This window comes from Sorangium sp. So ce367 (assembly GCF_051520455.1).
GTDB classification, from domain to species: domain Bacteria; phylum Myxococcota_A; class Polyangia; order Polyangiales; family Polyangiaceae; genus Sorangium; species Sorangium cellulosum_B.
Map to the genome: position 1 here is coordinate 6,926,697 of NZ_CP150334.1, position 26,530 is coordinate 6,953,226.

Consider the following 26,530-nt stretch of genomic DNA (forward strand, 5'->3'; position numbering starts at 1 on the left):
TACCCACGACGGATCGGCTCGCGAGGCGGCTCCTCGCGGAGGCAGGACATGACCGACTCGATGAATGCGCTCCTGGAGCTCGTCGCCCGCGATCGAGCGCACGACTGCGATGGGGTTGGCCACGTGAACGTCTGCGTGCGGGTGGTCGGCGTCGCCGAGCTGCCGACGCGCGCCGGCCACTTCCGCATCGTGGCGTTCTGGAACAACCGAGACGCCAAGGAGCACATCGCGATGGTGCACGGCGACGTCATCGGCGCCTCGAACGTACCGACGCGGCTGCACTCCGAGTGCGTGACAGGCGACGTCATGGGCTCGCTGCGCTGCGACTGCCGCGATCAGCTCCTCGAAGGGTTGAAGAAGATCCAGAGCATGGATCGGGGCATCCTGCTCTATCTGCGCCAGGAGGGCCGAGGGATCGGGCTCATCAACAAGATCCGGGCCTACGCGCTGCAGGACCAGGGGCTCGACACGGTCGAGGCCAACCTGGCGCTCGGCTTCAGGGACGATGAGCGCGACTACGCCGTCGCGGCGCACATGCTGCGCAGCCTGAACGTGAGTTCGATCGAGCTCATCACGAACAACCCCAACAAGGTCCAGCAGCTGACGCAATACGGAGTCTCCGTGGCCGGGCGCATCCCGCACGTGATACCGCCGAACGATCACAACCGCTTCTACCTGGAGACCAAGGCGAAGCGATCGGGGCATTTCATCGACACGTGGGGCAAGCCGCACCTGGTCGAGCAGAGCGATCCGGTCGTGGTCGACGGGATGGCCCCCCCGGAATCCGAGCCGGCGCCCGCGGGCTGAGGCCCCCGCTGGCGCGGGGGCCCAGGCTCAGCGACCATTGCGGCCGCGAGCCTCCATCGATGCCCGTCCGGCGCTACGGCGGCGCCGTGCGGCGGTGTCGAGATCGTCTCATGGCGCGGCGCCGGTCAGGCGGCGAACCCGGTCCGCGTGGGGGCTCGCCGGGAAATGCGAGAGGAAATCCCCGGCGCGGGCGCGCGCCTGGTCGGCGCGCCCGCTGCGCAAGAGCGCGTCGATCGCGACGATCTCCCGGTCGGCCGCGAGGCGCCCCTCCGGGAACTCGGCCCGGTGCTCGTCGAGCAGGGCGAGCGGCGCCTCCGGCGATCGCGCGAGCACCGCCCTGATCTCCGCGAGCCGCCCGGCCTCCCGGAGCAGCTCGTCGCGCTCCAGCAGCGCGGCCGCCGTCGCGGCGGGCCGAAGCGTGGGCTCGCCCTGACCGGCGCTCCCCTGGGATAGCTCTCGGCCCACGCCGGGCGCGGACCGAGGCTGCAGCTCGGCGCCGGGCGCCGGCACGGGCGCCCCGAGCGCTTGATCGCTGCAACCTGCGAGGAGGGCGAAGAGCGGGGCGGCGAGGCCTCCCGCGATCCACCGGGTGTGTGACGCATGGTGAACGACATGCATGTCGTCGACTCCTTCATGGGGCCGAGCTGGCGGCACCCCGCCGAAACGGGCCCGCGAAAACGCGCGTGCCCATTGCGGGACCGCAGCTCGCCGTCGCCATGTCCGCCAGGGCGGCACGGCGTATTCGACGTAATGAGCTAGCGCTCCAGCAACGACGGCCCGAGCACCAGCATTCCTAGCTGACAGGCGTATTGTAAAAATGAACACCCGGTTTGTCAACACTGCTTACTTACGCCATCCGAAAGCAGCGCTGCCGCTTGCCGATGGCTGAAATCGCGCTATCCGGCTCAGAAGGCGCCGGCGATGCCCACGCCCGCGCCGCCGCCCACCGGCGCGAGCGAGAGGCGAAAACTCCGGGTGCCAGAGCTGGCAACGCCCGGGCGCGGGGCATGAAACAAAGCCGGGATCAGCACGCCGGAGGCGGCGCCGAATACGGCGCCCGTGAGCACATCGGTGAAATAATGGCGATCGCCGGCGATGCGCAGGTAGCCGGAGAGCGCGGCGATCGCCATTCCGTTCGCCCATACCCACGGCGCCGCGCGATAGCCGCGCATCGACGCCACGGTGCCGCTCGCGGCGGCGAGAGAGAAGACGGCCGTCGAGTGGCCGGAGAAGAACGAGAGATCGTCGTCGTGCGGGAGGGCGCCCGAGGTGCCCTCGCCCGCGCGGAGCACATCCAGGTTGTCGTGATGGGCATACGGCCGCTGGCGGCCGGCGATGTACTTGGTGATCTGGTTCATGTTCATCGCCACCACCATCGCTTCGGTGACGATCACGAGATCGGCGGCGATGTTGTCGGATCGGCCGTCGTACCACGCAGCGAGCGCCGTGAGGCCCAGCGCTGCGGCGGGCGCGACGCCGAGGACCGTCACGTTGCTGAGATCATGAGCGGTGTTGGGGTTGCCTCTCCAGACCAGCGCGTCGCGGATCGACGTGTCGAGGGCGTTGGCCGCGCACCAGCGGCACGATTCGGGGGCGAGGCCCTTCTTCGCGAGCTCGGACGCGATCCACGCGGCGCCGCCGACGACGGTGATGGGCAGATCGATCTCCGGCCGGTACGTGAGCTCGGGGGACGGGTCGGCGGCAGCGGCCGGCGAGCACGAGACGGCGACGAGGAAGGCGGACAGCGCGAGCGCGGCGATAGCACGCATGAGGGGCGCGAGCGTAGCCGGGGCGGAGGGGCACGGAAATCCGTCGCGGGCGTCAGGCGCGCGACGGCCCCGGCGTGGCAAGGAGCAGCCCGTCGAGCAGGCGCGCGTGGGCGTCGTCGACCAGGTTCCGGAGCGCCGCCGGCCCGGCCTTGGAGAGGGCCCCCGACGCCGCGAGGGTCGCGAGGCCGTGGTGCATCGCCCAGATCGGGACCGCGAGCGCCCACGGATCGCCGGGCGGGAACGCGCCGGCGCGCTGCGCCTCCTCGATGAACCCGAGGAGCACCCCCAGGTTCTGCGAGGTGGCCGCCGCGACCCGCGGGTCGTCCACGTCCACCTCGCCGGAGTACATCACGTGGAAGGGCGCGGGGTGCTCCAGCGCGAAGGCGACGTAGGCGAAGCCGGCGGCCAGGAACCGCGCCCGCAGGTCGCCCCCGGCGTCCTCGAGGGCGGCCGAGATCCGCGCGCCGAGCGCCGCGCTCGCCTGGACGGCGAGCTCGGTCATCAAGGCGCGCTTGTCCGCGAAGTGGCGGTAAGGCGCGGCGTGCGAGACGCCGATGCGCCGCGCGACCTCGCGCAGCGTGAAGCTCGCGTTCCCTTGCTCCTCGATCAGCGAGAGCGCCTCCTCCAGCACGGCGCGCCGGAGGTCGCCGTGGTGGTAGGGCCGGTCGACGGGGCGCGACGCGGGCGCGGGTGAAGGGCGCGACGAGGGCGCAGGTGAAGGGCGCGGCGCGGGCGCAGGTGAAGGGCGCGGCGCGGGCGCAGGTGAAGGGCGCGGCGCGGTTGCGGGTGAGGTGCGCGCGCTCGGACGGCGGCGCCTTGCGGGGGAAGCCACAGCGCAGGCGCACGATACCACGAAGGCCGCGGTCCCACCGAGCCGCGGGGCCCGGGATCGCGGATGCACAGGGCCGCGAGCTCAGGAGCTGCCGGCCGTCGCGAAGAAAATGTAGGCAGTGGAAACTTTCCCATGTTGCCAGTGTCATCATCGGGCGCGCGGGCGGCCGGTGGCCGGCGCGCTGCACCTGATCCAGGAAAGGAGCCCCGTATGTCCGAGCCCCGTCGATCCCCCGAGCGCGAACGCCTCCTTGCCGCCGTGGAGCGCGTCCGCGGCGTCGCCACCGCCCACGCCGAGGCGTCCGAGCGGCTGCGCACGCTCGCGCCCGCGGTCGTCGACGCCCTGCAATCGAGCGGCCTGCTCGCGATGGCCGCGCCGCGCGCGCTCGGCGGCGTCGAGAGCGACCCGCTGACGCAGGTCGAGGTCTTCGAGGCAATGGCGCGCGCGGACACGTCGGCGGGGTGGTCGCTGATGATCAGCGCGCTGCTCGCCGCGCTCGCCGGGGGCACCCTGCCGGACGAGGGGGCCCGCCAGGTGTTCGCAGGGCCATTCCCGACGTTCGCAGGGCTCCAGATCCCGACCGGCCTCGCGCGGCGCGTCTCCGGGGGGTACGTGCTCGAGGGCCGCTGGGCCTTCGGCAGCGGCGTGCGGCACGCGTCGTGGGTGTTCACCTGCGCCATCGTGGCCCCGGAGGGCGGGGCCCCTCCGGCGGGGCCGCCCGAGATGATCAGCCTCGCGGTCCCGCGCGAGCAGGTGGTGATCGAGGACACGTGGGACGTGGCCGGCCTGCGCGGCACGGGGAGCGACCACTACCGGATCGAGGGCGCGCTCGTGCCCGAGGCGCGGACGTGCCCCTTCCCGGCGGCGCCTCAGCGGCGCGGCGGCGCGCTGCATTCGCTGCCGTTGCTTGCCCTGCTCGCGGCCGGTCACGTCGGCTTCGCGCTCGGCGTCGGGCGGCGCGCGCTCGACGAGATCGCCGCGGTCGCCCCGCGCCGCGTGAAGGCCTGGCCGCAGCTCGCGCTGGGCAGCCACGCGGCCTTCCACATGGACCTCGGGCGCGCGGAGGCGAAGCTCGCGGCGGCGCGGGCCTATGCGTTCGACGTGCTCGGGCGGATGTGGGACCAGGCGCGCGCTGGAGAGGCGCTCTCGATCGAGGACTGGGCGGCGATCCGGCTCGTCCAGACGTATGTGACCGACGTCGCCGCAGAGGTCACGGGCTTCGCCTACCGGGCCGGCGGCGGGGGCGCGCTCTACGCGGCGAGCCCGCTGCAGCGGTGCTTCCGGGACATCCACGCGGCGACGCAGCACATCGCCGCGACCGACGACGCCTACGAGTTCGCGGGGCGCGCGCGGCTCGGGATCGCCGAGCTGCACCCGATGCTCGCGCCGCGGCCGCCCTCGGGTGGTGGGTTAGCTCGACAGGGCGGCTGAGCGACCTGCCCTCAACCAGGCACCGGCCACGCCGGCTGATCGCCGAGGATGCGCGGCTTGTGGCGCTCCAGATAAGCGCGACACCAGGCGTCCGGCGCCTCGCGCCGGCTGACCCGGCGGATCGCCGTGTACAGGACGACCTCGCGCAGCTTCATGAACCGGTCCATCTCCGCGAGCCACCGCGCGGAGAGCGCGTTCTCCCGGGCGTAGCCGTCCAGGAACCTGTCGCGGAACATCCGGAGGAGCTCTGGCGGCCGCCCGGGGCCGAGCGGGTCGATCGCGACATAGAAGAGGACGATCCCGAGATCGCTCGCGAACCACTCGTAGGCGCAATCGTCGAAATCGATCAACGTGAGCGCGCCGCGGTCCTTGAGCACATTCCCGAAATGGGCGTCCGTGTGCACCAGGCCGAAGGCGTCGCGGTCCGCCGGCAAGGCCCGGAGCTCCGCGACGAGACGCTCTAGCCGGCCGCCGATCGGGTCGCGCTCGTCCTCCGGCAAGAGCTCCCGCGCCCTGGTGAAGTCGCCGTCCTCATGCCACGCATGACGCCGCCTCGCCGACGGCGGAACATACACCTTGGTCGCGGCGTGAAGGCGCCCCAGGAGCCGCCCCCAGGCGGTCGCCACGTCCCGCGTCAGATCGTCGGCACAGAGCGGAGCCCCGGGCGCCTTCGCGTACGCGCGCACGCAGACGGCCCGGCCGGGCCCGCCGAGCAACGCCGCGTAGCTGCCGTCAGCCGCCCGGATCGCCGGGGCGGCGCGGACGCCATTCGCCGTCAGGTACTCCAGCCATTCACACTCCGCCTCGACCGCGTCCAGGGACCTGCGCCCGGGATCCCCGAGCTTCAGGACGAAGGTACCGTCGCGCCGCCGCGCCTCGAACACCTGGCTCTCGAAGCCGCCGATGTGCCGGCAGGTCGCCGGATCGAAACCGTAGAGCGCAAGAGCGCGATCGAGGAGGGCGGGATCTACGGGAGTCGTATCGTCCGCTCCAGAGGGCGGCCCCGCGGTCAGGGCTGCCTGCCTTCCGGCGGGCACGCGACCCTCTGGGGCGGCGGCGGGTTGCACATGACGACGACGGGAGGGCCTCCGTCGCGAGAGGGCTGAGGCGGCGGGCAGGTGTTCGGGAAAAACTGCCTGCACGTGCCGTCCGGGCCCCGGATCACCTTCCCTCCCTGCGCGGGCTGCGGAAGCGGCTCCTCCTCGCCCTGCGCCGCCGTCGCCCCCGCGCCGTGGGATGCACCGGACGCGGCCGGCGCCGACGTCGTCCCGGCCTCCTGCGCCGGCTCCGGAGGCGCCGCGTCCTGCGTCTCCGTCGTCCCGGCGTCGCTGGGCGCGACCGCATCCCCCACGCCCGACGAATACGTCGGCGAGAGATCCAGGCGCGGCGGGTTATCGGACGGCGGCTGAGCCGTGCCACAAGCCGCAGCGCCGCCGGCCACCGTGACGACGAACGAGGACGCGAGCACGCGGCGGCGCCTGCGTGACGAGAGCATCATGGCGACCATCCTAGACCGATGGCCCAATCCACGTCACCCGAACGGCGCTCCAGAACGCAACGATGGGTTCTACAGCGGAGCGCAGATCTGTGTGCTACGGACTCAGCCGCTAGCCAGGCGAGTGAGCCGTGCGCCTGAGCTGCACGGACAGGAGCCGCGGCGGGTCGCTCCTGACGGCCTCCGCGTCGCGCCACTCGCCCAGGTGAACGAGCTCGAACCCGGCCTTCAGGCCGCCGTTCACGTACTGTGACACGTCATGCAGGAACGCGGTCACACGCTCGGGCTGGCCCGTCTCCGGGTTGACGAAATTGGCCTGGCCCCCGCGCATCTGTCGCACGGGGTGCAGCTCGCACAGGAAGAGCTCCCCTCCCGCGCGCAAGGCGCGGGCAGCCTCGGCGAAGACCGCGTCGATGTCCTCGATATGCTCCAGCACGAGCATGGCAATCACGACGTCGGACGAGCCCGCCTCGAGGGGCCAGGAAGCGCGAATGTCGTGCTGCACGAACCGGACGCGGGGAGAAGACACGCGGGCCCTCGCGCGACGCAACATCCCCTCGGAGAAATCCAGCGCGAGGACGCTCCTCGCCTGCTCGTCGAGCCACTGCGTGTTGCGCCCGGTGCCGCAGCCGATCTCGAGAACGTCCCTGCCGGCCAGCGCCAGGCCGCGTTGCCGGAGGACCTCCGCCGCCAGCTCGCGGGTCCGGTTGAAATCGTCATCGTACGTCGCGGCCCAGCGATCATAGGCCGTGGCGATCTCGGGTTTGTCTGGAGAGCTGGACATGAGCTCGCTCGGCATCACAAGCTGAGCTCGCTCAGCCCAGGATGCTCGTCGGGTCGCCGCCCGAGCGGCCAGTGGAACCTCCGCTCCTCCGCCGCGATCCGCACGTCATTGATGCTCGCCTCGCGCCGCCGCATCAGCCCCTGCGCATCGAACTCCCACTGCTCGTTGCCATGGGACCGGTACCAGTTGCCGCTGTCGTCGTGCCATTCATAGGCGAAGCGCACCGCGATCCGGTCCCCGGTGAACGCCCAGACCTCCTTGATCAGGCGGTATTCCAGCTCCCGCTGCCATTTGCGCTGCAGAAACGCCTCGATCGCCGCCCGCCCCTGGAAGAACTCCGCCCGGTTCCGCCAGCGGCTATCGACCGTGTAGGCCTGAGCCACGCGCGCGGGATCCCGGCTGTTCCAGGCGTCCTCCGCCAGCCGCGCTTTCCGGGCGGCGGTCTCGGCGGTGAAGGGCGGCAGCGGCGGGCGCGACACGACAGGATCTTCGCTCAAGGTGCACCTGAACGAACCTTCCTCGAATCTCCCATCCCCGGCAACCCCTTTTCACGCGAAGCTCCCCAGGGCCGTACCGCGGACCGGCCGCTCCCGTCCTGCCATCGGCGCGCGTCCGTCGCTCGAGCGCGCCGCCCCGCGGGACCGCCTTGCCCGCCCCGGCGCAGGCGCCGTGGGAGCGGCCACGACGCTTGGCGCTCGCGCCGGCGGCGGGAGCTCGTTAGAGTCGCTCCGCGCTTCGAGGAGCCTGTGCGCTCGAGAGGGATCCGATGACCATTCCGTTGACGTGCGTCTTCATCTCACTTCTCTTGATCTACGTGGCCCGCCTGTTCGTCGCCAGGGCGCAGTCACAGCAGCCCGAGGGCCTGGACAACCGCAACCCGCGCGACCAGCAGGCCAAGCTCACCGGCGTCGGGCGCCGCGCCCTCGCCGCCCACCAGAACGGCTTCGAGGCGTTTGCGCCCTTCGCCGCCGCCGTCTTCACGGCCCACCTCGCGGGCGCCGACGCTCGCTGGAGCGCCATCCTCGCCGTCACCCACGTCGCCGCGCGCGTTCTCTATCTGGTCATGTACATCGGCGACAAGGCCTCTGCCCGGACCGCTGTCTGGATCATCGGCTTCGCCGCCACCGTGGGCCTCTTCCTCCTGAAGTGGCTGGTCTGAACGCCGCAGCGCCGGCGCGGCGGGGGCGCCGTGGCAGGCTCAGCGCGGCAGGGGCATCCACGCGCCGTCCGTCGGGACGTGGACCTGCGCAGGCAGGTTCTTCGAGGCGGCGCGCTGGGTGAACGCCGTCACGGGCTCGCGGTAATGGGCGAACGTTGTGTGGTGGATAGGAATCACGTGGCGGGCGCGGAGCAGCGCGGCGGCGGCGACCGCCTCCTCCGCGTCCATCGTGCGGAGGCCGCGCGCGCCGTCGACGCCGACCGCGCCGAGGTGCGGGAGCCAGAGATCGATGGGCGCGAAGCGAGCCGCCACCGCGCGCATCGGCTCGGTGAAGACCGAGTCGCCGGTCCAGTAGACCGAATAGGGCGTCGCGCCCTCCCAGCGGAGCACATAGCCGTTCCCCTTGCCGAGCGTCGCGTCGAGCGCCGCATCGTGGGAGTGGTTCGCCGGGACGGCGAGGATCCGCAGGCGGCCGGCGCGGGTCGGGAGCACGGCCTCGTTGTCCCAATCGAGCGGCGTCAGCTTCGTGAATCCCGCGGCGCGCGCCGCGCCGACCGCGTCGGGAGGGAGGATGAAGGTGACGTCCTTCGGGAGCGTCTCCTTCGCGACGGCGTCGAAATGGTCAGCATGGTTGTGGCTGAGGAGGATGACGTCGAGGTGCCCGAGCGGCTCCGCCGGAGGATCGGTATAGCGGGCGACCGGCGCGTTCTCGACGCCGGTCGACGGGTGCTTTGGGAGCGCAAACGCCGCCGGGCCGCGCGGGCCAAGGACAGGATCGGTGAGCAGCCGGAGGCCGTCGCGCTCGAGGATCGCCGTCGGGCCGCCGCGCCACTGGAGGCGCCCGCTCGAGGCCTCGGCTGCGGCGGCTTCGCCGGCCGGCGGCGCGGTCGCGGCGGCCGCGGCGGCCGCGGCGGCCGGCGGCGCGCTGGCTCCGCCGCGGTCCGGCGATGCACAGGCCGTCAGGGAGAGCGCGAGCAGCGCGGCGACCACCGAGCTCACGGGCGCCCGTGGCCTGCGCGGGCGACCCATCGAGGGCGCGCCTGCGCCGGGCTCCGCCCCGGCGGGCTGCGGGAGCTGCTCGGCACGTCCATTCCACCTGCTCGGGACACCCGTGATGCGGTTCATCGTCGTCGCCTTCCTGGCCGCGCTGTTGCGATGAGGTTCTCGGCGAGGGACCGCGCGCGCGCGGCGGCGCCCGGTCCCCCCTCGCGGACGGCGGTCACGATCGCGCCGTCGATCAGCAGCAGGATCTGCGGCGCCAGCGCGCTGGCCGACGGCACGCCGGCCTCGCGCAAGAGCCGCTCGAAATAGTCGATGAGCCGCTGCTTGTGGCGCTGCGCGGCCTGGTGCGCCGGGTGGCTCCGGCTCGCGACCTCGACCATCGTGTTGAGGAACGCGCAGCCGCGAAAGTCGTCGGCGGCGAACAGCTCGGCGAGCGCGTCGAAGACCGCGAGCGGCCGGTCCCGCGGATCGTCCGCGACCGCCTCGACTCGCCCGGCCAGCCACTCGCGAAAGCGCGCGTCGCGCGCGTCCAGCACCGCCACGAGCAGGTCGTCCTTCGTCGGAAAGTGGCGGTAGAAGGTGGCCTTGGCGACGTCCGCCTCGGCGATCAAGCGATCGACGCCGACGGCGCGATACCCCTCGGCGTAGAAGAGGCGCTCCGCGACCTCGAGGATGTGGCGCCTGGCGTCCCGCACGCCGCTGTTCTAGACAGACAGGTCTGTCTTGTCAAGCGCGCGGAGATGCGCCTGCGGACCGCCGCCCGCAGGCGCTCCGATCGGAACGCCGCGCCGGAGCGGCCCGTCAGGGGACGTTCATCTCGAACGCCACGCTGTAGTTCGGCTGGGCCTTGCCCGTCGTCGAGCCGACGAACGGATCGGAGTCGCGCAGCTGGCCCCAGCGGATCGTGCCGCCCGTCATCGACGTCCCGTCGGTCGTCATCGCATAGCCGACCATCACGCCGGACGCGGGGAGGTTCCGCGCGGTGATCTGCACCGAATCGCCGGAGATCTCCACGCCGCTGATCGGGATCCGGGTGTTGCCGCTCCAGAGCTCGAAGCCGCGGCCCTGCGCCCACTCCGTGAACGCGGTCTGGTGAGGAGACGGCAGCGCGCTGTCCCAGGCGAGCGGCGGCACCGGGACATGGAAGTGCACGGTGACGACGTTGCCGCTGCGCTCGACGCGCGTCGGCTGGAGCGGCTGCCAGTCCTTCCCGAGGACGACCTTCTCGAAGTAGATCTGGCCGAATTTCTCGCCGAGCTGCTGGTAGCCGTTCGCGTTCAGGTGGATGTGATCGTTCGCATACGGATACTGGTACTTCGGACCCGAGCAGACGATATCGCCCGGGTGATCGACGCCCACGCGCCACTGCGCCTGCGTCGACGTCGACCGCGTGCCAGCGTCGGTGTGCACCGAGTTCTGCTGGGACACGAGCAGGGGGATGCTCCGCGACTGGCCGGTGATCCGGAGGAGATCCTGGTTGTAGTCGGACCACAGCTTTACCAGTTCATCCCCGTAGGTCGCGCTGCCGGCGTCCGACTCGCCGTGCGTGATCACGATGGCGCCGACGCCGTACGTCTTGCCGGCCCCCCTGGCGAGGCGCGCGATGGCCTCCGCCTCGAACAGCGTCGCCGCGTAGGCGCGGCCCATCGACGTGTCGCCCGTGGCCGTCTGGGTGGCGCCCTTCCGGAGGACGCTCATCGGCTGCCCGCTCTCGCCGACGACGGTGTGCACCGTGACGTGATCGCCGCCGGCGGCTGCCTCCGCGAGGGACGAGATCTGGTCGGCCATGGCCGTGTGCGGCGTCTCGCCATAGATGTTCTTCGGGTAAGCGCTGGGGTAGGTCGTCGCGAACCCGCGGATCGGCTCGACGAGCGGCACCAGGGTGAGGGCCGTGCTGGCCGCATCGAAGGGGGGCACGCTCGCGTTCCCGAGGGACAGCTTCAGGTTGTGAAAGCGCTGCGTCGTGGTGCGGGGCGGCGTGCCCTCCGCGCCGACCGAGAGGCTCTGTCCCGTGCCGACGATGCCGCTCCAGTCCCAGAGCGGCGCCGGCGGCGCGCCGCCGCCCCCTTCTCCAGCGCCGCCAGCGCCGCCAGTGCCTGCCGCGCCGCCGCCCCCTTCGCCGGCGCCGCCGGTGCCCGCCGCGCCGCCGGAGCCGCTCGCGCTGCCCGTCGCGCCCTGACCGCCGGAGCCGCCGGAGCCGCTCGCGCTGCTCGTCGCGTCCTGACCGCCGGCGCCGTGACCGCCGGCGCCAGAGGACGTCCCGTCCGACGAGTCGCATCCGAACGCCGCGAGGAGGAGAGCGAGAGTGCCTGACGAACCGAGGCTCAAGAACGAAGATTGTCGCATGTTGGCTCCTTGCCGCTGCACGAGCGGGCCGGGTGATCGCGCGGCCCGGAGCGTCGATCGTCAGGCCGCGTGGTGGAAACCACGACCGGCCATAGCACGGAGGCGCAGAAAAACTGAACCGATTCAGTTGATGGGGACCTCTACCTCGGTCGGGAGCTCCGCCTGGGCGTCGAGCGCGGGGGGGCAATCTCGGTCGGGTCTCACGGGCCTCATCACGCCGGAGCCTCGAAACCTCGAGCAGGGTCGGTCTCACCTGAGCCCCTCCATCGGCGCCCCGCCCGCGTACCCATCGCCGAGCACGTGGTACGGTCGCTCCCGATGCAGGCCAATGCAGCGTTGCACGATGCCCTCGCGGAGCTCTTCGCGCTCTTTTCATCGAATTTCTTCGAAGGAACGCGCGAAGTCCCCCCGTTCACTGCGAGGCTCGTCGGAGCGTCGATCGAAGTGACCCTCCAGGCAGGCGAAGGCGGGACGACCCTCATCCGCCAGCGGGGCTCCGCCCTCTACCTCCTCGCCGGGCGGCTCTGGGCCGAGGCCCGCGCGAGCGAGGGGCACGGCCTCCGCTGCCTGCTGCCGACGCTCACCCCTTATCCCCTCAGCTTCTCGACGCAATGGAACAACTGGCAGAACCTCCAGCAGGCGGCGCTGCCCGCGGTGGGCCGGATCGCCCTCGGGCTCGATGACGATGCGCACGAAGAGGCGGTCCTCCTCCTCCGGCACGTCCTTGACGTCGACTCCGGCTATTGGCTGGAGCTCGAGCGCGCCGTGCCAAACGGGCTCCGGGAGGAGGTGCTCGCGAAGCTGCCGGAGCTCGAGCAGCGGACCAGCTCGACCTCCTCGCTCGGCGGCCACCTGAAGGCGCTCGCGTCTCACGCCGGGAGCAGCGATCCTCGCGAGCGCCTCTTCGTGGCCAAGCATTATCGAGCCACCACGAAGCACCTCTCGAATGACAATCACCTCACGTTCATGAAGAACATCCAGCCTGCGCTCGAGGGGTGGCTGAAGGAGGGGGACGGCGCCGTCTTCGAGGCGGCGGTGGGGATCGCCGAGATGCTCGGGTACAAGCTGTTCGAGCGCAGCGCCCACGCCGAGGCCGAGCCGTGGCTGTCGGCGGCGCTCGACGCGGGGATCGCCAGCGCAGAGCTGCTCCGCGCCCGCTGGGAATGCCGGCTCTACCGCGGCGACGAGCGCGCCGCCGCGGAGGACTGGCGCGCGGCCGGGCCGATCGACGATCCGGCGCAAGGACTCTCGCTCGGCTTCTTTCATCGGGGCGACCGGCAGGATCGAAAGGCGATGGGGCTCGCGCGGGTGGCGCGAGCCCTCGGGAAGCTCGCGGGCGGGGAAGACCCCTGCCGCGACCGCCCGAAGACCAAGAAAGCAAAGGCCATCTCCGAGACCGAGCGTTCGTCGCTCCTCGCGAGGGCGCGCGTGCTCGCCGAGGAGGCGGTCGCCCTCGTCGACGAGCGCGCTCGAGGTGACGAGGCGCGCGCCCGGGCCGGCCAAGGGGTCACGGATCGCGGCTTCGAGGCGCGCATCTTCGCCGCGCGGGCCTTGGTCCGCGAGGGATCCGGAGATACCGCCGGCGCGCTCGACGATTATCGCCGGGCGCGGACGCTCGCTACCGCCGCCGGGCTCTCCTGGCAAGGCGACCTCCATGGGGAGGACATCCGACGCCTCGAGCGTGCAGGCAAGGAGAATGGCGGCGCGATCCCGGAGCACTTCGACCCCGAGTGGTTCCTCGCGAGCGAGCGTGGCGACGACGAACGCAGCCGAGCGGCCGCCGTCTGGTGCGCACAGCCCTGGCGGGTGGTCCCCGACGCACGCGAGCGAGGCACGTCGATTCCTATCGCCTTCGCCTTGGTCAAGGCCATCGTCGATCACTCGGCGGCCCTGTGGAAGCTCGGCGAGGAGGACGGCGTGACGCTGCCCGATCGGCTCGAGCTGGCGCAGCGCGCCCGACCGCTCCTCGATCGCTTCGCCGACCGGCGCGACGCCGACCGTCTGGAGAGCGTCCTCGACGACGCGCACGAGATCGCATTCGATATCTTGCCCCGCCATGAAAAGGCCGAGCGCGCGGCATTCTTCGCTTTCCTGCAGGCGCTCGGCGGCGCCGAGGCGATCGACGAGGAGCAGGTCCTCTCCGCGCTCGGCGACGACGCGTGGAGCCGCTTGAGGCGGCGTCTCGAGGCCAAGCTCGACGAGCTCGACCCGCTGCGCGACGTCTTCGACGCGATGGTCCACGCCGGCGCGCCGATGGAGGCGGTGGTCGCGGCGCTCGCCGCTTACCAGCAGCTCGTCCGGAACGATTGGGCATCCTTCGCCACTCCGCGGCCGGCCTGGGTGAAGCTCGCCAGACCGATCGAGCGGGCGGACGGCGGGAAGCTGGCCCCGGCGCTGATCGAGCTCATCCGCCGCGAGCAATCCGTGCCAGGTCATTATGGCCTGGCGCGCCTGCCGGCGAAGTCCCTCTGGCCGCTCTTCTACGCATGGCACCCCTCGACCGAGGCATTCTTGATCGATGTGCTCGCGGGAAAGCTCGACAATGGAAAGAGCCTTTCCGCGACGCAACGCAAGACGCGCCACGAATGCCTCTCCTGGTTTGCCGAGGAGAAGAAGCTCGCCAAGCTCGGCGCGGCGCTGGCGAGGAGAGGCCGGTAGCAGTTCGTCTGGGTCCCCTCGAACCCGAACGCAGCCGCGAGCGCCGCCTCGGAGGCCATCCCGCGACGCGAGGCGTGCTGTCGGTCGCGAAGTTCGTCAATCTGTAGTAGCCGGCCCGAACACGTGGAGCGAGGCCGAGCGGGCCTCGCCCCCGCTCCCTCCGCTGTGCTTGACGCCGCAGCGTCCCCATCGAAGGCTGAGCCGGCCGGGCGAGGTCGAGGCGCGCCCCGGAAACCGGCTGTTCCTGTCGAGGGGGAGTCATGGATCCAGTGAAGATCGCTGGCGCCGACGCGAGCGAGCTCGCTCCTCGCGTGCGCTGGCTGAAGACAGCGGCCGGTGGCGTGCGGACGCTGGCCTGGTCAATTGCCTTGGACGGCATTGCCGTCCCGCTGCTGTGGCGCGCCCTGTCCTTCGGTGCAGAAAGATCCGGGGGTGGGCTCCTCGGAGCGGCGCTCGGGGAGGTGCTCACGAGCCGTCTCCCAGGATTTGTCCTCGGGCTGCTCGCAACGGCGCTGGCTTTGCTCGGGCTGTTTCGGCTCACGGTTGCCCCGCCCGAGCCGGCGAGCCGGCTCGCTGAGCGACACCGCATCGGTGTCCGGCTCGGCGCCGTCCTCTGGGGCGCGCTGGCGCTCCTGTCCTTGGTGCGCGAGGATCTCCTGCTCTCGCCCTTGGTGATGTTCTCTCGCGCGATCGTCCTGGCGCTCGGCTTTGCGTACCTCGCGCACCCTTTCCGGCTCCTGGGCCGAGGCGGCTCCGCGACCTCCAGCCTTGCGCTCGGAGCTCTCTGGGTCGTCTACGGCGGCGTGGATCTCGTTATCCGTTACTACGCCTATTCTCATGACGAGCTCGCGCGAGCCGCGCGCTCGTCCTGGTACGACGCATCTCCCATCTTGATGGCAGCGACGCTCCTCTGGGTCCGCTCCCTGATCTCTCGTCTTCGCCTCCTTGTGGAGCCGGCTCCTCGGCCCGAGCCTGCGCCTCGAGCGGAGCAGCAGGCGCTCGACGTGCCTGACGAGCCGAGCGGCGACGCAGAGATCTCGGCCCGGCGCGCCGTAACGTGGGCCGTGATACCGTTCGCCGCGCGCGGCGTCTGGTTCCTGGTCGTCGGGGGCGGTGCGAGCTTCCTTTATCTACTCGTCTATTACTCGCCTCTGCCCGCGCTGCTGATGGCGTGCCTCCTCTTCGCCAAGGTACGACGAAAGGGATCGCTCGACTCTGGGCGCTGGATCGGCGCCGTATCTGTCGTGCTCTCCCTGCTCAGCCCCGCGGGCCTGTTCGCGTGGATAGCGATCCTGTCGCTCTACGCACCGGGCGAGCGGGCGGCCGCCCGCTCGATGGACTCGGCGGGCTACGTCGACCTGGCCGCGCTCGCGCTGAGCGTCGCGCACCTCGCTGCGCTCGCTGGGGGCGCTGTCGCGCTGGTGATGGGGGTTCGCCGTCGTGGATGGCGCATGTGGCTGTTCCTGTGTGCAGCGCACGCGTCGATCAACGCCCCTGAGCTATACTGGTTCAGCAACGCCGTGTCCCACCCATGGCGCTCGACTTTCTACCTGTCCACGGTGGCGCTGATCGCGCTCGTCGTCTGGGGGTTCCTGCCGTCGCTCCGCGCGGCGGTTAGGTCTGCTCGAGAGCGTGCGGCAAGAGTCACCCAAATGGCGCTCAAGCCGCGAGCCGGAACGGCGCGGGGAAACGCGTCCGTTCGGCCGAGGGGGAAAAATGCCGCACGCGTTCGGCGACAACGAACGCGTAGCAGCTGACGGCGACGTTCGGTGAGCTACGATGTCGCCGGGGATCCCGACCCTGCCGCCCGTCTCTGCTCGAGGGCGATCGCCTCGATGAGAAAGGACCGAAGCGGCGGAATGCCCTCGGAATCTCGGGAGCTCCCTGCCTCGATCACTGCGCGTCCGGGCGGCCGTTCGCCGTCAAGCGTCGGCGCGCACCGCGGGGAGCGGGCGGCGCCGGCAGCTCACCTCGATGAGGATGTCGCCGGGCGCCTTGAAATAGAACATCACGCCGCGGCCGTTCTCGCTCACGGGGCCGCTGTCGATGCCCGCCGCGACGATCGCCGCGTGCTTGTCGTACACGGTGGCCACGTCGCCGACGATGAAGCCGACGTGGAAGCCCTCCGGATAAGGGCCATCCTCCTCGCGCCGGCGCTGGAGGACGAGCGTGAAGTCGCCGGGCCCCGTGAGGATGGCGATCGCCGGCGAGTGCCGGTTGCCGTGGACCTCGAACTGAAAGTGCCGCTCGAAGAACGCGGCCGTTTCGAGGACGTCGGGGACCTGGAGATCGATGTGATTGAGATGCATGGGAGCCTCCACGGAGGACGCACGTGCGTCCAGGTGCCGTGGGACCTCACTCCGTGGTGGAGGGGACATGGGCTCCCGTCATGGGAGTGGCCGGGGCTCGCCTGAACCGGCCTACCTCTTTCGGCGAGCAAGAAGATAGCGAAGCGATCGCGACCTGGCAACGTCCGGCGAGACGTCGACGCGCCGGCGTGGCGGTCGAGGAGGGCGCCGCGCGCGCTCGGCGAGGCGACGAGGTGGGCAAGCCGGCTCGGCGCGCGAGCGTTGCCGCGCGGGCGGCGCCGCTCGGCAAGCCGGGCGCGGCGCCGGGCTCTTGCCATAGGATCGCTCGTCGACCGCTCGGTTGATGCCCCCCCGGAGGGGCGTTCCGCTACCAACGTACGCACCGACACTCGGCATCCGTGGTGTTTCCAAGGAGCATCAGCGGCACACCTCGGCTGGCGCAAATGTCGCAAGCGGGAGCAGCCATGTGCGGCAAGCATTTGATCGCCAGTTTTGCCCTGCTCTCACTCTCATCCTGCGTAGGTGATCTGAGTGAGAACCCGGCCGACGAGACGAGCGAGGAGCCGAGCGTTGCTACTGCAAGCGAGGGAGCGGACGAGGCCAAACCGCGAGATACCTTCGAGCTTACCCTGTGCGTTGCCATCACCGCGGACAGGGTGGCGGTCAAGGAGGCATTCTGTCGCTCGCTCACGGAAGATGACCAACGGGGACGTTGCTGGTCGCATCGCTTCGACAGGCCCATCAAGTGGATCAACTGGTGCATCTACGAATTTTAGCTATCCTGCGCGCGTGCCTCGACAAAAATACAAGATCATAGCCGTTCGCCGGTATAGCGTCGAAGGTGAACCAGGTCGCGAGATCGTCCTGAAGATCGGCGAACCAATACAACCGACCTCGCCCAGCGGCTCGTGGACGTGCCCTGTTCTTCTTGATGGGCTGGAGCCAGACATCCAGTATGTCGAAGGGCTCGACGCCGTCCAGGCAATCCAATGTGCCATGCGGTATGCGCGACACGCGCTCGAGAAATGCGGGCTGCCGATCACATGGCTGGGCCAAGAGCCCGGAGACATCGGGCTGCCGCTTCCTATAGATGGTCCGTTTGGGCTCTGGTTTCAGCGCAGACTAGAAAAGCTCGTAGATGATGAAACGGAGCGCGTGGGCGAGATCGTGGCTGCGGCTCTCAAGGAGCGCGCACGGAGGAAGCGCGGGCCTTGAGGCTCGCTCGGTCTGGTGCTCCCCCGCTTCCGCGGGCCCCCCCGACGGCACCAAGAGGTAGGGCTGGGACGGAGAAAGCGGAGGGCAGTCACGCCCGAGTTCAAGGCGGAGGCGGTACGGCCGTCGAAGGCGGGCGACCAGAGCATCGGACAGGTGCGAAGGACCTCGACCTGACCGAGACGGCGGTGAGCTACCCGAGGCTGAAGCCATGCCGGCTCGCCAGCCGAACCTGGTGAAGCTCGCCGTACCCGGCGCGCTAGCTCAGGGCGGCGACGCCGGCTTGGTTCGCTGCTCCGGGACGACTGGAAACCGGGCAGGGCGACCCCAAGCAGGGTGCCCGCAGCTTGCCGGCCCCCGGATGCTAGGCTCCGAGCATGCCCGAGCCTCTGGACCTTCCCGCCGAGGACTGGGACGACAACCCCTACGACGAGAACGGCGTGGACCGCTCCCTCGTCCGCTGGATGCTCAGCCTGTCCCCTACGGAGCGGCTGGCGCAGGTGCAGAGCTCGATCGATCTGATCATGAGCGTGCGTGAACCACCCGCGCCCTGACCTGACCTCCGGCTCGGGGGCATCAAGCAGCGGACTCGTGTTGAAGGCCGACGAGCATGCGCACAAAGTCGCAGAGCGCCGAGGAGCCGCCGAGCCGGAGGATGAGCTGGAGGACGGCCTCCGCGTGGAGGTAGTGCTCCGACGGCAAGTAGGCGAACAGGGCAGGCTCGCTGATGTCGATGGTCCGTTGCCACGCATCGGCGCGCGCGTGCACCGACCAGATCGCCCGGAGCGCGGCGTCGGGGAAGCTTGCCAGGGTGTTGCAGAGCACGCCGTCCTCCACGTCCACCAGCGCCAGGAACGCTCGTGCAGCGGCTTCGATCTCCGACGCGCTGGCCACGCGCTCGGCCTCGGACAGCGACGCCGCCACGCGAGCCCAGCCGCGGAACCGCTCCTCGGGCGACAGGTCCCCGTCTCCTCCTCCGTCCGCCGGGGCGTCGCTCGGACACGCCGCAGGGTCGTCCGCGCCCGCGGACGGAGCCGCCTCGACCTGCGTTTCGAGCATAACGCACACCTCGCGCGGCAACGTCTTCTGCATCCAGGATGTCCACTCGAAGAACTCCGCCCCGTTCTCCAGCGCCCAGCGCAATCCCGGCTCCCACCGGGACGCGGGCAGCATGGCCCACACGGGGTCGGGAATGGCCATCAGCCGATCGCCCGCCTGTGTCCTGCCGATTTGGCCTTCCGCAACCGCGTCGAGCACCCTCCCAGCGAGCGGCACGGCGCGCTCCGCCGGCCCCAGCGGCAACACCGCCGCGATCGCCTCGACACGATCCTCTTCGTCGAGGTCGTCGCCCCCTTCCACCGCTGCCAGCGTCTCTTCGATGAGCGCCGCGCGCTGGTCGCCCTCGGCGAGCATCGCAGCGGTGAAGATCCCCCTCAGCCGCACACGCCCGGCGCGCGCACGCACCTCGTCGAGGTAGAGTGAGAGGAGAACGCCGCGCGGCGCGCCGTCGGCGAGCTGTACGGCGCGCTCGAGCGTGTAAAGAATCTCCACGCTGACCGGCCGCTCGTAGCGCGCGAGCACCGCCCGCAGATGGTCCCGTTGCTCCTCGGGGGAGAACAGCTCGGCGAATCCGGGCAGGTCGTGAAGATCTTCCCCGCTGCGCAACAGCACCCCTGCGAGCCGGAAGCGCCGCTCACCCGCGAGCCCACGGGCGACCTCCATCACCAGCGCCAGCTCGTCGCCGGCGGCATGGTGCTCGGCGAAGTCGAGTACTCCATGAAACCCGCTTTCCGTGAGGATCGTCGCCACGTGCTTCTGGCCGAACAGAAGGCGCCCGAGCCGCGACTCCGCCGCTTCGACAGGGGATGTCGACCCGCGCTCCTCAGCCTCTGTCTCCGCCCGCGCCGCGCGCTCGCCCAGCGCTCCGTCGAGCCCCTCGCACTCGGCCTCCTGCCGCGTCTCGGCGCGGCGCGCGCCCAGAGCGCAGATCGCGTCGAGCGCAGCGTCGTGCTGTCCGGCGCGCGCGAGGCGCACCGCGATCGCAGTTACCGCCGCCTCGTCGATGAACCACCCCGATCCATCGCCGGGCTGAGGCTGAAGCGAGAGCGCGAGCAGGGCGCGAAGCGAGGTGTCGGGGAACACCCCGAGGTGCTGGAAGACGTACGCATGACGGCTCACGAAATCGACGCGGCGAAGCCGCTCAATCGTCTCCTCCGTGCTCCACAGCCCGGACTCCAGCGCTCTCGTCCGCAAGCTGAAGGGGATCCCCCTCTCGGCCCAGCAGGTCCGCTCCGCGATCTCCCTCGCCCGGAGCTGCCGGAGCATCGCCTCGACGCGCGCCGGCTCGGACTCGGCCTCTCCGAACGACCGATCCGCGAGACGCCACTCGTGGAGCGAGCGCGCCAGCGCATCTTTCCCGGGCGAGGTCTCCATCAGCGACTCCATCCCGCGCGGATAACTCCTCACTGCCGCACCGGCAGCTCCACCACGAAGCTCGCCCCCTCCCCCGGCGCGCTCTCCACGGTCACTACCCCGCCGTGCGCCTCGACGACGCTCTTCACGATCGCCAACCCCAGCCCCGTCCCGTCGCGGCCTTCGTCGGTCGTGAAGAACCTGTCGAAGATCCTCGGCAGGTGCTGCGGAGGCACCCCCGGCCCGCGGTCACGCACCGCGATCCTCGCCGTCCTCTCCCCTTCCCTCCCCTCCCCGCCCTCGACGGTCACCACCACCGGCTCTCCCGGCGGCGAGAACTTCACCGCGTTGTCGACGAGGTTCAAGAGCGCCGTCTCCAGGTCCGTCTGCCGCGCCCTTAGCAGCCGCGTCCGCATCTCGTACCGCAGCTCCACCGGCTGCCCCGGGCTCGCGCGTCGCTCCACCACGCGCGCCACCAGCGCCTCCAGATCGAGCACCGTCATCGCCTCGATCGAGGCCTCGATCCGGCTCAGCTCCAGCAGCCTCGACACGAGCCGGTCGAGCCGCGCCACGTCGAGCTCGATGTTCCGCAGGAAGCGCCGACGCGCCTCGAGATCGTCCGCCGCCCCCTCGTCGAGCAGCTCGGCGGCGCCCCGGATCGACGTCAGCGGCGACTTGAACTCGTGCGCCACATCGGCCGCAAAATCCGAGATGTACCGCAGCCGCGCCCCCAGCCGCTCGTTCATCGCGGCAAACGACGCGCCGAGCTCGCGGATCTCGCCGGTCCCGGAGACGGGCACCACGACGTCGCGCTCGCCGGCCGCGATGCGCTTCGCCGCGCGCGACAGCTTGCCGAGCGGCCTCGATATCGACCACGCGAGCGCCAGCGTGACGAGGCCCGTGAACAGGCTCGCGACCACGAGGACCTTGATGAGCCCCGAGCGGATCCGGTGCAGCTCGACAAGCACCGGCTGCGTCGAGCGGACAACGTACACCGCGCCGAGCACCTCGCCGCCCCGCCGGATCGGCTCGGCCAGGAACAGGAAGACCGCCAGCTCCTGCTGCCGGACACGCGTCCGCGCCGCGCGGCGCCCGGCGAGCGCCTCGCGCACCTCGGGACGATCCGGGACCTCGGACCAGCCCTCGCGCGCGCCCTTTCCGATCGGCCGCACGTTGTCGGCGAGCTCCCGGAAGTCCGCCGAGCTCGGGCGATGGCCGCGCGTCGACATGAGCGCGGGGGCCACCGGCTCGGGCCCCTCGGGTGGACCGTTCTCGTGCGAGTCGGCGACGACCGCGCCCGCCATGTCGAGGATCCGGACGCGCGTGCGCGTGAGCCTCGCGGCCTGGGTCAAGATGTCGCCGTGCTCGGGCGCGTCGAGCTCGAGCCCTCGATCGAGATCCGACGCGAGCATCGCCGCGACAAGGACCGCCTGGTTCGCCATGTCGCGCTCCAGCGAGCCGAGCAGCTGCCGCTCGTAGAGGCGCGCGAACTCGAGCCCGGCCACCGGCACGAGCAGCACCACCAGGTTCACGACAAGCAGCCGGACGCGGATCCGGCCGAGCTCCCAGCGCAGGCGCTCGATCATCGTGCGCATCGTGGGACCAGGCATCGCGGCCCGGCTACGCCCCCTGCAGCTTGTAGCCGACGCCGTGCACGGTCGCGATCGGATCGCCGCCAACCACACGGAACTTCGCGCGGATCCGGCGAACGTGCGTGTCGATGGTGCGCTCCGTGATCAGGTTGTCGTAGCGGTAGGCGCGCTGCATGAGCTGCCCGCGCGAGAGCACCACGCCGGGCCGCTCCAGCAGCGCGCCGAGCACGCCGAGCTCCGTCGCCGTGAGCGACACCGGCTGGCCGAGGTACCGCGCCTCGTGACGCTCGGTGTCGACCTCGATCGGGCCGTGGCGGAGGACCGCGGTGCGCGCGCCGGTGGGCGCCGGCCCGGGCGGCGGAGGCGCCTCGGTCCGCCGGAGCAGCGCGCGCACCCGCGCCACGAGCTCCCGCGGCGAGAACGGCTTCGTGAGGTAGTCGTCGCCGCCGAGCTCCAGGCCGACGATCCGGTCGACCTCGTCGGCGCGCGCCGACAGGAACAGGATCGGCGTCCTGCTCCCGGCGCGCAGCCGCCGGCACACCTCGAGGCCGTCGAGCTCGGGGAGCATCACGTCCAGCACCACGAGGTCCACCGTGCCCGCCCCCGCCGCCTCGACGGCGGCGCGACCGTCGGCCACCGCCGTCACGGCGTACCCCTCTTTTTGCAGGGCGTAGAGCAGCACCTCGCGGATGCGCGCCTCATCGTCGACGACCAGGATGTGCTTGCTCACGTCGCGATCGGTCCCTCTGTTCCGGCGCCGTGCGCGTCGATCGCCGCGCCGAGGCCCTCCACGCGCGCCCAGACCTCGGACACGATACCACCGACGCCCTCGACCGAGGATCCGGCGAAGCGCGCCAGCACGAGCTGCGTGCGCAGCGCCTGGACGAGATCCGCGAGCTCCTCGAGGGCGCGGGCGTCGCGGTCGCGCATCGCCCGCAGGCGTCGGATGTTCTCGAGGTGGAGGTGCGCCGTCGCCAGCGACCGCGCGCCCGCGCCGCCACCGCCCCGCTCGATCTCCGCGACGCGCGCCGCGGCGGCGCCCTCGTCGAAGCCGCTCTGGCGCAGCAGCGCGTCGAGCTCGGCGTGGCGGGCGGCGGCGCGCGCCACTTCGGCCTCGATCCGCGAGGCCGCCTCGCGCGACAGGAGCGCCTCGAACGAGGTGCCAGCGCAGGCGCTGACCCCCTCGCGCAGCGCGCCCTGGACGCGCGCGGCGGCCTCGCCCGCGGCGCCGACCGGACGGCCGCCGCCCTCCCCGCGGCCCGCCGTGAGCGCGACGGGCGCCCAGATGGGCCAGAGCGGGACGCATAGCGCCGCGGAGAGGGCGGCGCGGCGGCGCCCCTCGGGCGAGGCGCGATACACCGCCACAGCGCACGCGAGCCCGGCGATCAGGTACAGCACCGCGAGATCGCGGAGGCTCATGGCGCCTCCTTCACCCGGTCGCCACGCTCGGCGCCCCGATCGAAGCCGTCCAGGCCCGCGCCGTCCACCGGCGGGACCTCCCGTACGGTCGCGCCGTCCGCCGGCGGGACCTCCCGCTGGGTCGCGCCGTCCGCCGGCGGGTCATCGACCGGAGCCACGCCGTCGCGCCTGGGTCCCTCCCAGGGGCGCAGCCCGCCGCGCGAGCGCAGATCGTCGTCGTACATGAGCGAGGAGCGGAAGCTCGTGACGAGCGCGTCGGAGAAGCTCCCCTCGCGGGCGCGCAGGAACGGGACGTCCTTCTCGCTCGGCCGCCCGAGGTAGGGCCGGAGGATCCACGCGGCCTGACCGCCGACGGCGAAGAAGACGGCCATGAAGGCGACCGCGGTGAGCCAGCGGCCCCGGCCCGCGCCGATGCCCCGCACGAGCACGCCGAGCGCCGCGAGGCCCGCGACGGCGTAGGCGAGCCAGGCGGCGACCGACGACGCGTGGTAGCCGAGCCCCACGTCGATGGCCAGCCAGAGCACGGGCGCGAACGCGAGCAGCACCAGCGACGAGCGGCCCGCCGACGCGAGGGCGAGCGCGATGACGGACCGCATGGGCCACGGGCGCCCGAGCACCGCCGAGAACGCGTGGAGCGCCGGGACCGAGAGCGCGAGCGTGATCAGCATCGCCAGCGGCACCTTGACGGCCGCAAAGACGATCTGCTCGCTGCCGCGGAAGCTCCCGATCACGCCGCCGAACACGGCCGATCCGAGGGCAATCGCGCCGAGCGACGCGAGCGCGATGGCCCGGATGTCCCTGTCTTCACGGCAGCTCGCGGCCACCTCGGAGGGCGCCCGGAGGAGACGGCTCACGATGGAGGCGCTCACAGGGCACCTCCCTTCAGGATCGGCAGCATCCCCCACCACACGCGCAGCGCGAGCACCACGGCGAACGCCGCGAACACGACGAGCGCCGCCGTCGACCGGGACACGCCGGCGACACCGCCTTCGCGCTGGAGCACCGCGCCGAGGTCACGCAGCAGGACGCAGATGCCGACAGCGCCGCCCACCGCGAGGCCGAGCAGCCCCATGAGGGCCGCTGTCGCGTCCGCCCCGCTCGTCACGACGAAGAGCGCCGAGGCGGGCGCGAGGCCGCCGAGCACGAGGCCCGTCGCGGCGGCGGCGCGCGCCGTCGCCGAGATCGCGCGTGGCGGGTCGAGCGGCGCGTCGAAGAGCGTCAGCACGATCGTGAGCGCCGGCACGCCGACGCAAGCAACGGCGATCATGGCCGCAGGGACGCCGGCCGCGTGGCGGACGAACGACACGCCGCCCTGCCGCGCGCCGAGCGAGAGGCCGTACAGCGAGGCGAGGCCGAGGCCGACGCCGAACCGGGACAGCTCCTCGCGGAGCAAGACCGAGGGCCGCTCCGCAAGGAGGGCGGCCGTCCAGCTGCGGTGTCCGGCGGCGCCTGCGGTGAGCTCCGCGGCGGGACCGGGCACGGGGGCCGCGGGAGCGTCGTCTCGACGCTCCGCGGGCTCGTTCGCGCCGGCGTCCGTGCCGGCCTCGGGCGATGACGTTACGGGGAAACAAGGGGCTTGCGCCTGCACGAGGACCTCCATCGGGGTGAGCGCTGCGCGGCCTGGTCACGACCGCCGCAGACCTCCCTGGGCGTACCCCCCGGGTGAGGCGCGCCCGCGCGCCCGACGAGGAACAAACGCGGAGAGGTTGTGGCGAAGACGTGGCAGTCGCCCGCACCTTCAGGAGCGCCCCGGAGCCGGGACCGCCGGCACCCGAGAAGCCCTCCACCGGAGGTCTCCCGCGACGGGCCACACGCACATCACATCCTCTGAGCGCCCGACTCCGGCGATCCATCGACATGTAGATCGGTGTGCGCCAAACCACACATTGCCGTTTTGTACGCGACGGATCGATGCTTGGCGCGCAGCACTCGCGAGGGAGGAAGTAATGAAGATCGACCTGTTCACAGAGATGCAGAGTCCCCGTCCGTGGTCGGAGGACCACGAGCACAGGGTCATCATGAACACCCTCGAGCAGGCGAAGCTCGCCGATCGGCTCGGGTACGGCTGCTGGTGGCAGGTCGAGCACCATACGGCCGAGGAGTTCAGCTACTCGTCGGCGCCGGAGGTGATGCTCGCGGCGATCTCCCAGCACACGACGTCGATGCGGCTCGGGCACGCCTCGGTGCTGTCGCCGTTCCGGTTCAACCACCCCATCCGCGTCGCCGAGCGCGCCGCCATGCTCGATCACCTGAGCGGCGGGCGCCTTGAGCTCGGCCTGGCCCGCTCGACCATCCCGGAGTGGCGCACGTTCAACATCCCTCCGGACCGGACGCGCGATCAGATGCAGCAGGCGTTCGAGATGATCCCGAAGATGTGGACGCAGGAGCGGTTCTCCTGGAAGAGCGAGGACGCCGAGATCAACAACGTCCCCATCATCCCGAAGCCATACCAGAAGCCCCACCCGCCCCTCTGGCAGGCCTGCTCGAGCCTGGCCTCGTTCGAGCAGGCCGGGCGCAACGGGGTCGGCGCGCTCGGCGTCACGCTGTGGGCGCCGCCCGACCAGGTGAAGGAATGGATCGGCATCTACCGCGAGGCCATCCGCCGGTGTGAGCGGCCCGTCGGCGCGTTCATCAACAACCAGGTCGGGTTCTTCACGTTCGCTCACTGCGCCGAGACGGATCAGCAAGCCATGGAGAACGGCGCCGCCTCAGCGGCCGCGTGGTACACGAACGGGTCCTTCACGTTCTTCGAGGCGAAGGAGCACTTCCTCAGGACCCACGCCGAGGAGCAGGCGCTGGCCAAGGACCCGGCGGGCGGCGGCCTCGTGGGCCAGCTCCTGCGCGACCGCGCGGGGAAGACGCCGGCCGAGACCAAGGCCAACGCCGTCCTCGCCCGCATCATGCAGAACGAAGAGGTCCCGAACGAGGAGGTGTTCGACGCCCTGAAGGAGCAGAACTCGCTCATCGTCGGCAGCCCGGAGACGTGCCGGCAGAAGATAAAGTTCTACCAGGACCTCGGCATCGATCGCCTGCTGAGCTTCCAGCAGGTCGGGCGCCTGTCGCACGAGCAGGTCATGAGCAGCATCCGGCAGATCGGCAAGCTCATCCCCGAGTTCGACAACCCCTGATTCCGTGAGCCAGTGATCCCGCCTCGACGCTGCGGCCGCGCCGCAGCGCAGGAGCGGACGAGCTCGGCGTGGCCGCCGCAGGTCCTGATGATGTTCCGGCGCCTCGCCCGCTCAAAGCGATGGCGATGCGCGCCGACCATGGCAGCATGCGTCGCACATTACCTGTCGTACGGCT

Annotated in this window: 26 protein-coding genes and 1 pseudogene; 10 read left to right on the plus strand and 17 right to left on the minus strand. The window is 71.3% G+C overall.

What is annotated here, in order from left to right:
- Positions 1-48: 48 nt before the first annotated feature.
- Complete coding sequence (gene ribA, locus WME97_RS26290; protein WP_437541104.1) at positions 49-807, plus strand: GTP cyclohydrolase II; 759 nt, start codon at positions 49-51, stop codon at positions 805-807.
- A gap of 108 nt (positions 808-915) precedes the next feature.
- Here the strand turns inward: ribA and WME97_RS26295 are convergent, their stop codons facing one another.
- From WME97_RS26295 to WME97_RS26305, 3 genes are all read right to left on the minus strand, one after another.
- Positions 916-1,425, minus strand: a complete 510-nt coding sequence (locus WME97_RS26295; protein WP_437541105.1) for a hypothetical protein — start codon at positions 1,423-1,425, stop codon at positions 916-918.
- Positions 1,426-1,712: 287 nt separating this feature from the next.
- A complete protein-coding gene (locus WME97_RS26300) occupies positions 1,713-2,576 on the minus strand; it encodes a phosphatase PAP2 family protein (protein ID WP_437541107.1) in 864 nt (287 codons plus the stop codon).
- 52 nt (positions 2,577-2,628) lie between these two features.
- A complete protein-coding gene (locus tag WME97_RS26305; RefSeq protein WP_437541109.1) occupies positions 2,629-3,207 on the minus strand; it encodes a TetR/AcrR family transcriptional regulator in 579 nt (192 codons plus the stop codon).
- Between the two features lie 411 nt (positions 3,208-3,618).
- Between WME97_RS26305 and WME97_RS26310 the strand changes: the two genes are divergently transcribed.
- The gene (locus WME97_RS26310; RefSeq protein ID WP_437541111.1) at positions 3,619-4,839 is read left to right on the plus strand and encodes an acyl-CoA dehydrogenase family protein; all 1,221 of its coding nucleotides are present in this window, start codon (positions 3,619-3,621) and stop codon (positions 4,837-4,839) included.
- A gap of 11 nt (positions 4,840-4,850) precedes the next feature.
- On the opposite strand, the gene WME97_RS26315 is transcribed toward WME97_RS26310, so the two are convergent.
- The 4 genes from WME97_RS26315 to WME97_RS26330 all read right to left on the minus strand — a co-directional run bounded on the left by WME97_RS26315 (position 4,851) and on the right by WME97_RS26330 (position 7,615).
- Entirely contained in the window at positions 4,851-5,876 is a 1,026-nt protein-coding gene (locus WME97_RS26315; RefSeq protein WP_437541113.1) for a phosphotransferase enzyme family protein, read from the minus strand.
- Positions 5,849-6,337 carry a hypothetical protein gene (locus WME97_RS26320; RefSeq protein ID WP_437541114.1) on the minus strand — a complete coding sequence of 163 codons (489 nt, stop codon included), beginning with the start codon at positions 6,335-6,337 and terminating at the stop codon, positions 5,849-5,851. Before WME97_RS26320 ends, WME97_RS26315 begins: the two co-directional genes overlap by 28 nt.
- 109 nt (positions 6,338-6,446) lie before the next feature.
- On the minus strand, positions 6,447-7,118 hold the full coding sequence (locus WME97_RS26325; protein WP_437541116.1) for a class I SAM-dependent methyltransferase: 672 nt from the start codon (positions 7,116-7,118) through the stop codon (positions 6,447-6,449).
- A 14-nt stretch (positions 7,119-7,132) separates the two neighbouring features.
- Entirely contained in the window at positions 7,133-7,615 is a 483-nt protein-coding gene (locus tag WME97_RS26330) for a DUF1348 family protein (RefSeq protein WP_437541118.1), read from the minus strand.
- A gap of 269 nt (positions 7,616-7,884) precedes the next feature.
- Between WME97_RS26330 and WME97_RS26335 the strand changes: the two genes are divergently transcribed.
- Positions 7,885-8,277, plus strand: coding sequence for an MAPEG family protein (locus tag WME97_RS26335; RefSeq protein ID WP_437541121.1), 393 nt, complete (start codon positions 7,885-7,887; stop codon positions 8,275-8,277).
- Positions 8,278-8,316: 39 nt separating this feature from the next.
- Here the strand turns inward: WME97_RS26335 and WME97_RS26340 are convergent, their stop codons facing one another.
- The 3 genes from WME97_RS26340 to WME97_RS26350 all read right to left on the minus strand — a co-directional run bounded on the left by WME97_RS26340 (position 8,317) and on the right by WME97_RS26350 (position 11,625).
- A complete protein-coding gene (locus WME97_RS26340) occupies positions 8,317-9,402 on the minus strand; it encodes an MBL fold metallo-hydrolase (RefSeq protein WP_437541123.1) in 1,086 nt (361 codons plus the stop codon).
- Positions 9,399-9,974, minus strand: a complete 576-nt coding sequence (locus tag WME97_RS26345; RefSeq protein ID WP_437541126.1) for a TetR/AcrR family transcriptional regulator — start codon at positions 9,972-9,974, stop codon at positions 9,399-9,401. Before WME97_RS26345 ends, WME97_RS26340 begins: the two co-directional genes overlap by 4 nt.
- 106 nt (positions 9,975-10,080) lie before the next feature.
- Positions 10,081-11,625, minus strand: a complete 1,545-nt coding sequence (locus WME97_RS26350) for a dockerin (protein WP_437541128.1) — start codon at positions 11,623-11,625, stop codon at positions 10,081-10,083.
- Positions 11,626-11,943: 318 nt separating this feature from the next.
- On the opposite strand from WME97_RS26350, the gene WME97_RS26355 reads away from it, so the two are divergent.
- Complete coding sequence (locus WME97_RS26355; protein WP_437541130.1) at positions 11,944-14,283, plus strand: hypothetical protein; 2,340 nt, start codon at positions 11,944-11,946, stop codon at positions 14,281-14,283.
- Between the two features lie 260 nt (positions 14,284-14,543).
- Positions 14,544-16,040 carry a hypothetical protein gene (locus tag WME97_RS26360; RefSeq protein ID WP_437541132.1) on the plus strand — a complete coding sequence of 499 codons (1,497 nt, stop codon included), beginning with the start codon at positions 14,544-14,546 and terminating at the stop codon, positions 16,038-16,040.
- A 165-nt stretch (positions 16,041-16,205) separates the two neighbouring features.
- On the opposite strand, the gene WME97_RS26365 is transcribed toward WME97_RS26360, so the two are convergent.
- Entirely contained in the window at positions 16,206-16,592 is a 387-nt protein-coding gene (locus tag WME97_RS26365) for a VOC family protein (RefSeq protein WP_437541135.1), read from the minus strand.
- Positions 16,593-17,056: 464 nt separating this feature from the next.
- Here WME97_RS26365 and WME97_RS26370 point away from each other — a divergent pair, with 464 nt between their 5' ends.
- The 4 genes and pseudogenes from WME97_RS26370 to WME97_RS26385 all read left to right on the plus strand — a co-directional run bounded on the left by WME97_RS26370 (position 17,057) and on the right by WME97_RS26385 (position 18,358).
- On the plus strand, positions 17,057-17,368 hold the full coding sequence (locus WME97_RS26370) for a hypothetical protein (protein ID WP_437555684.1): 312 nt from the start codon (positions 17,057-17,059) through the stop codon (positions 17,366-17,368).
- Positions 17,289-17,807, plus strand: coding sequence for a DUF6968 family protein (locus WME97_RS26375; RefSeq protein WP_437541137.1), 519 nt, complete (start codon positions 17,289-17,291; stop codon positions 17,805-17,807). The genes WME97_RS26370 and WME97_RS26375 overlap by 80 nt, the downstream gene beginning before the upstream one ends.
- A 63-nt stretch (positions 17,808-17,870) precedes the next feature.
- Positions 17,871-17,995 (plus strand): annotated as a pseudogene (locus WME97_RS26380) (IS3 family transposase); the annotation flags it as partial.
- A gap of 186 nt (positions 17,996-18,181) precedes the next feature.
- On the plus strand, positions 18,182-18,358 hold the full coding sequence (locus tag WME97_RS26385) for a hypothetical protein (RefSeq protein WP_437541139.1): 177 nt from the start codon (positions 18,182-18,184) through the stop codon (positions 18,356-18,358).
- Positions 18,359-18,380: 22 nt separating this feature from the next.
- Here WME97_RS26385 and WME97_RS26390 read toward each other — a convergent pair whose 3' ends face one another.
- The 6 genes from WME97_RS26390 to WME97_RS26415 are packed head-to-tail and all read right to left on the minus strand — an operon-like array spanning position 18,381 to position 24,815.
- Positions 18,381-20,237: a hypothetical protein gene (locus WME97_RS26390; RefSeq protein ID WP_437541141.1), complete on the minus strand. Its 1,857-nt coding sequence runs from the start codon at positions 20,235-20,237 to the stop codon at positions 18,381-18,383.
- A 29-nt stretch (positions 20,238-20,266) separates the two neighbouring features.
- On the minus strand, positions 20,267-21,811 hold the full coding sequence (locus WME97_RS26395; RefSeq protein WP_437541142.1) for a sensor histidine kinase: 1,545 nt from the start codon (positions 21,809-21,811) through the stop codon (positions 20,267-20,269).
- A gap of 25 nt (positions 21,812-21,836) precedes the next feature.
- Entirely contained in the window at positions 21,837-22,538 is a 702-nt protein-coding gene (locus tag WME97_RS26400) for a response regulator (RefSeq protein WP_437541144.1), read from the minus strand.
- Positions 22,535-23,227 carry a hypothetical protein gene (locus tag WME97_RS26405; protein WP_437541146.1) on the minus strand — a complete coding sequence of 231 codons (693 nt, stop codon included), beginning with the start codon at positions 23,225-23,227 and terminating at the stop codon, positions 22,535-22,537. The genes WME97_RS26400 and WME97_RS26405 overlap by 4 nt, the downstream gene beginning before the upstream one ends.
- Positions 23,224-24,096 (minus strand): hypothetical protein, encoded by an 873-nt coding sequence (locus WME97_RS26410; protein WP_437541149.1) that lies wholly within the window; start codon positions 24,094-24,096, stop codon positions 23,224-23,226. Before WME97_RS26410 ends, WME97_RS26405 begins: the two co-directional genes overlap by 4 nt.
- Complete coding sequence (locus WME97_RS26415) at positions 24,093-24,815, minus strand: hypothetical protein (RefSeq protein WP_437541151.1); 723 nt, start codon at positions 24,813-24,815, stop codon at positions 24,093-24,095. The genes WME97_RS26410 and WME97_RS26415 overlap by 4 nt, the downstream gene beginning before the upstream one ends.
- Positions 24,816-25,173: 358 nt before the next feature.
- Between WME97_RS26415 and WME97_RS26420 the strand changes: the two genes are divergently transcribed.
- Positions 25,174-26,355, plus strand: a complete 1,182-nt coding sequence (locus WME97_RS26420; protein ID WP_437541153.1) for an LLM class flavin-dependent oxidoreductase — start codon at positions 25,174-25,176, stop codon at positions 26,353-26,355.
- Positions 26,356-26,530 lie beyond the last annotated feature (175 nt).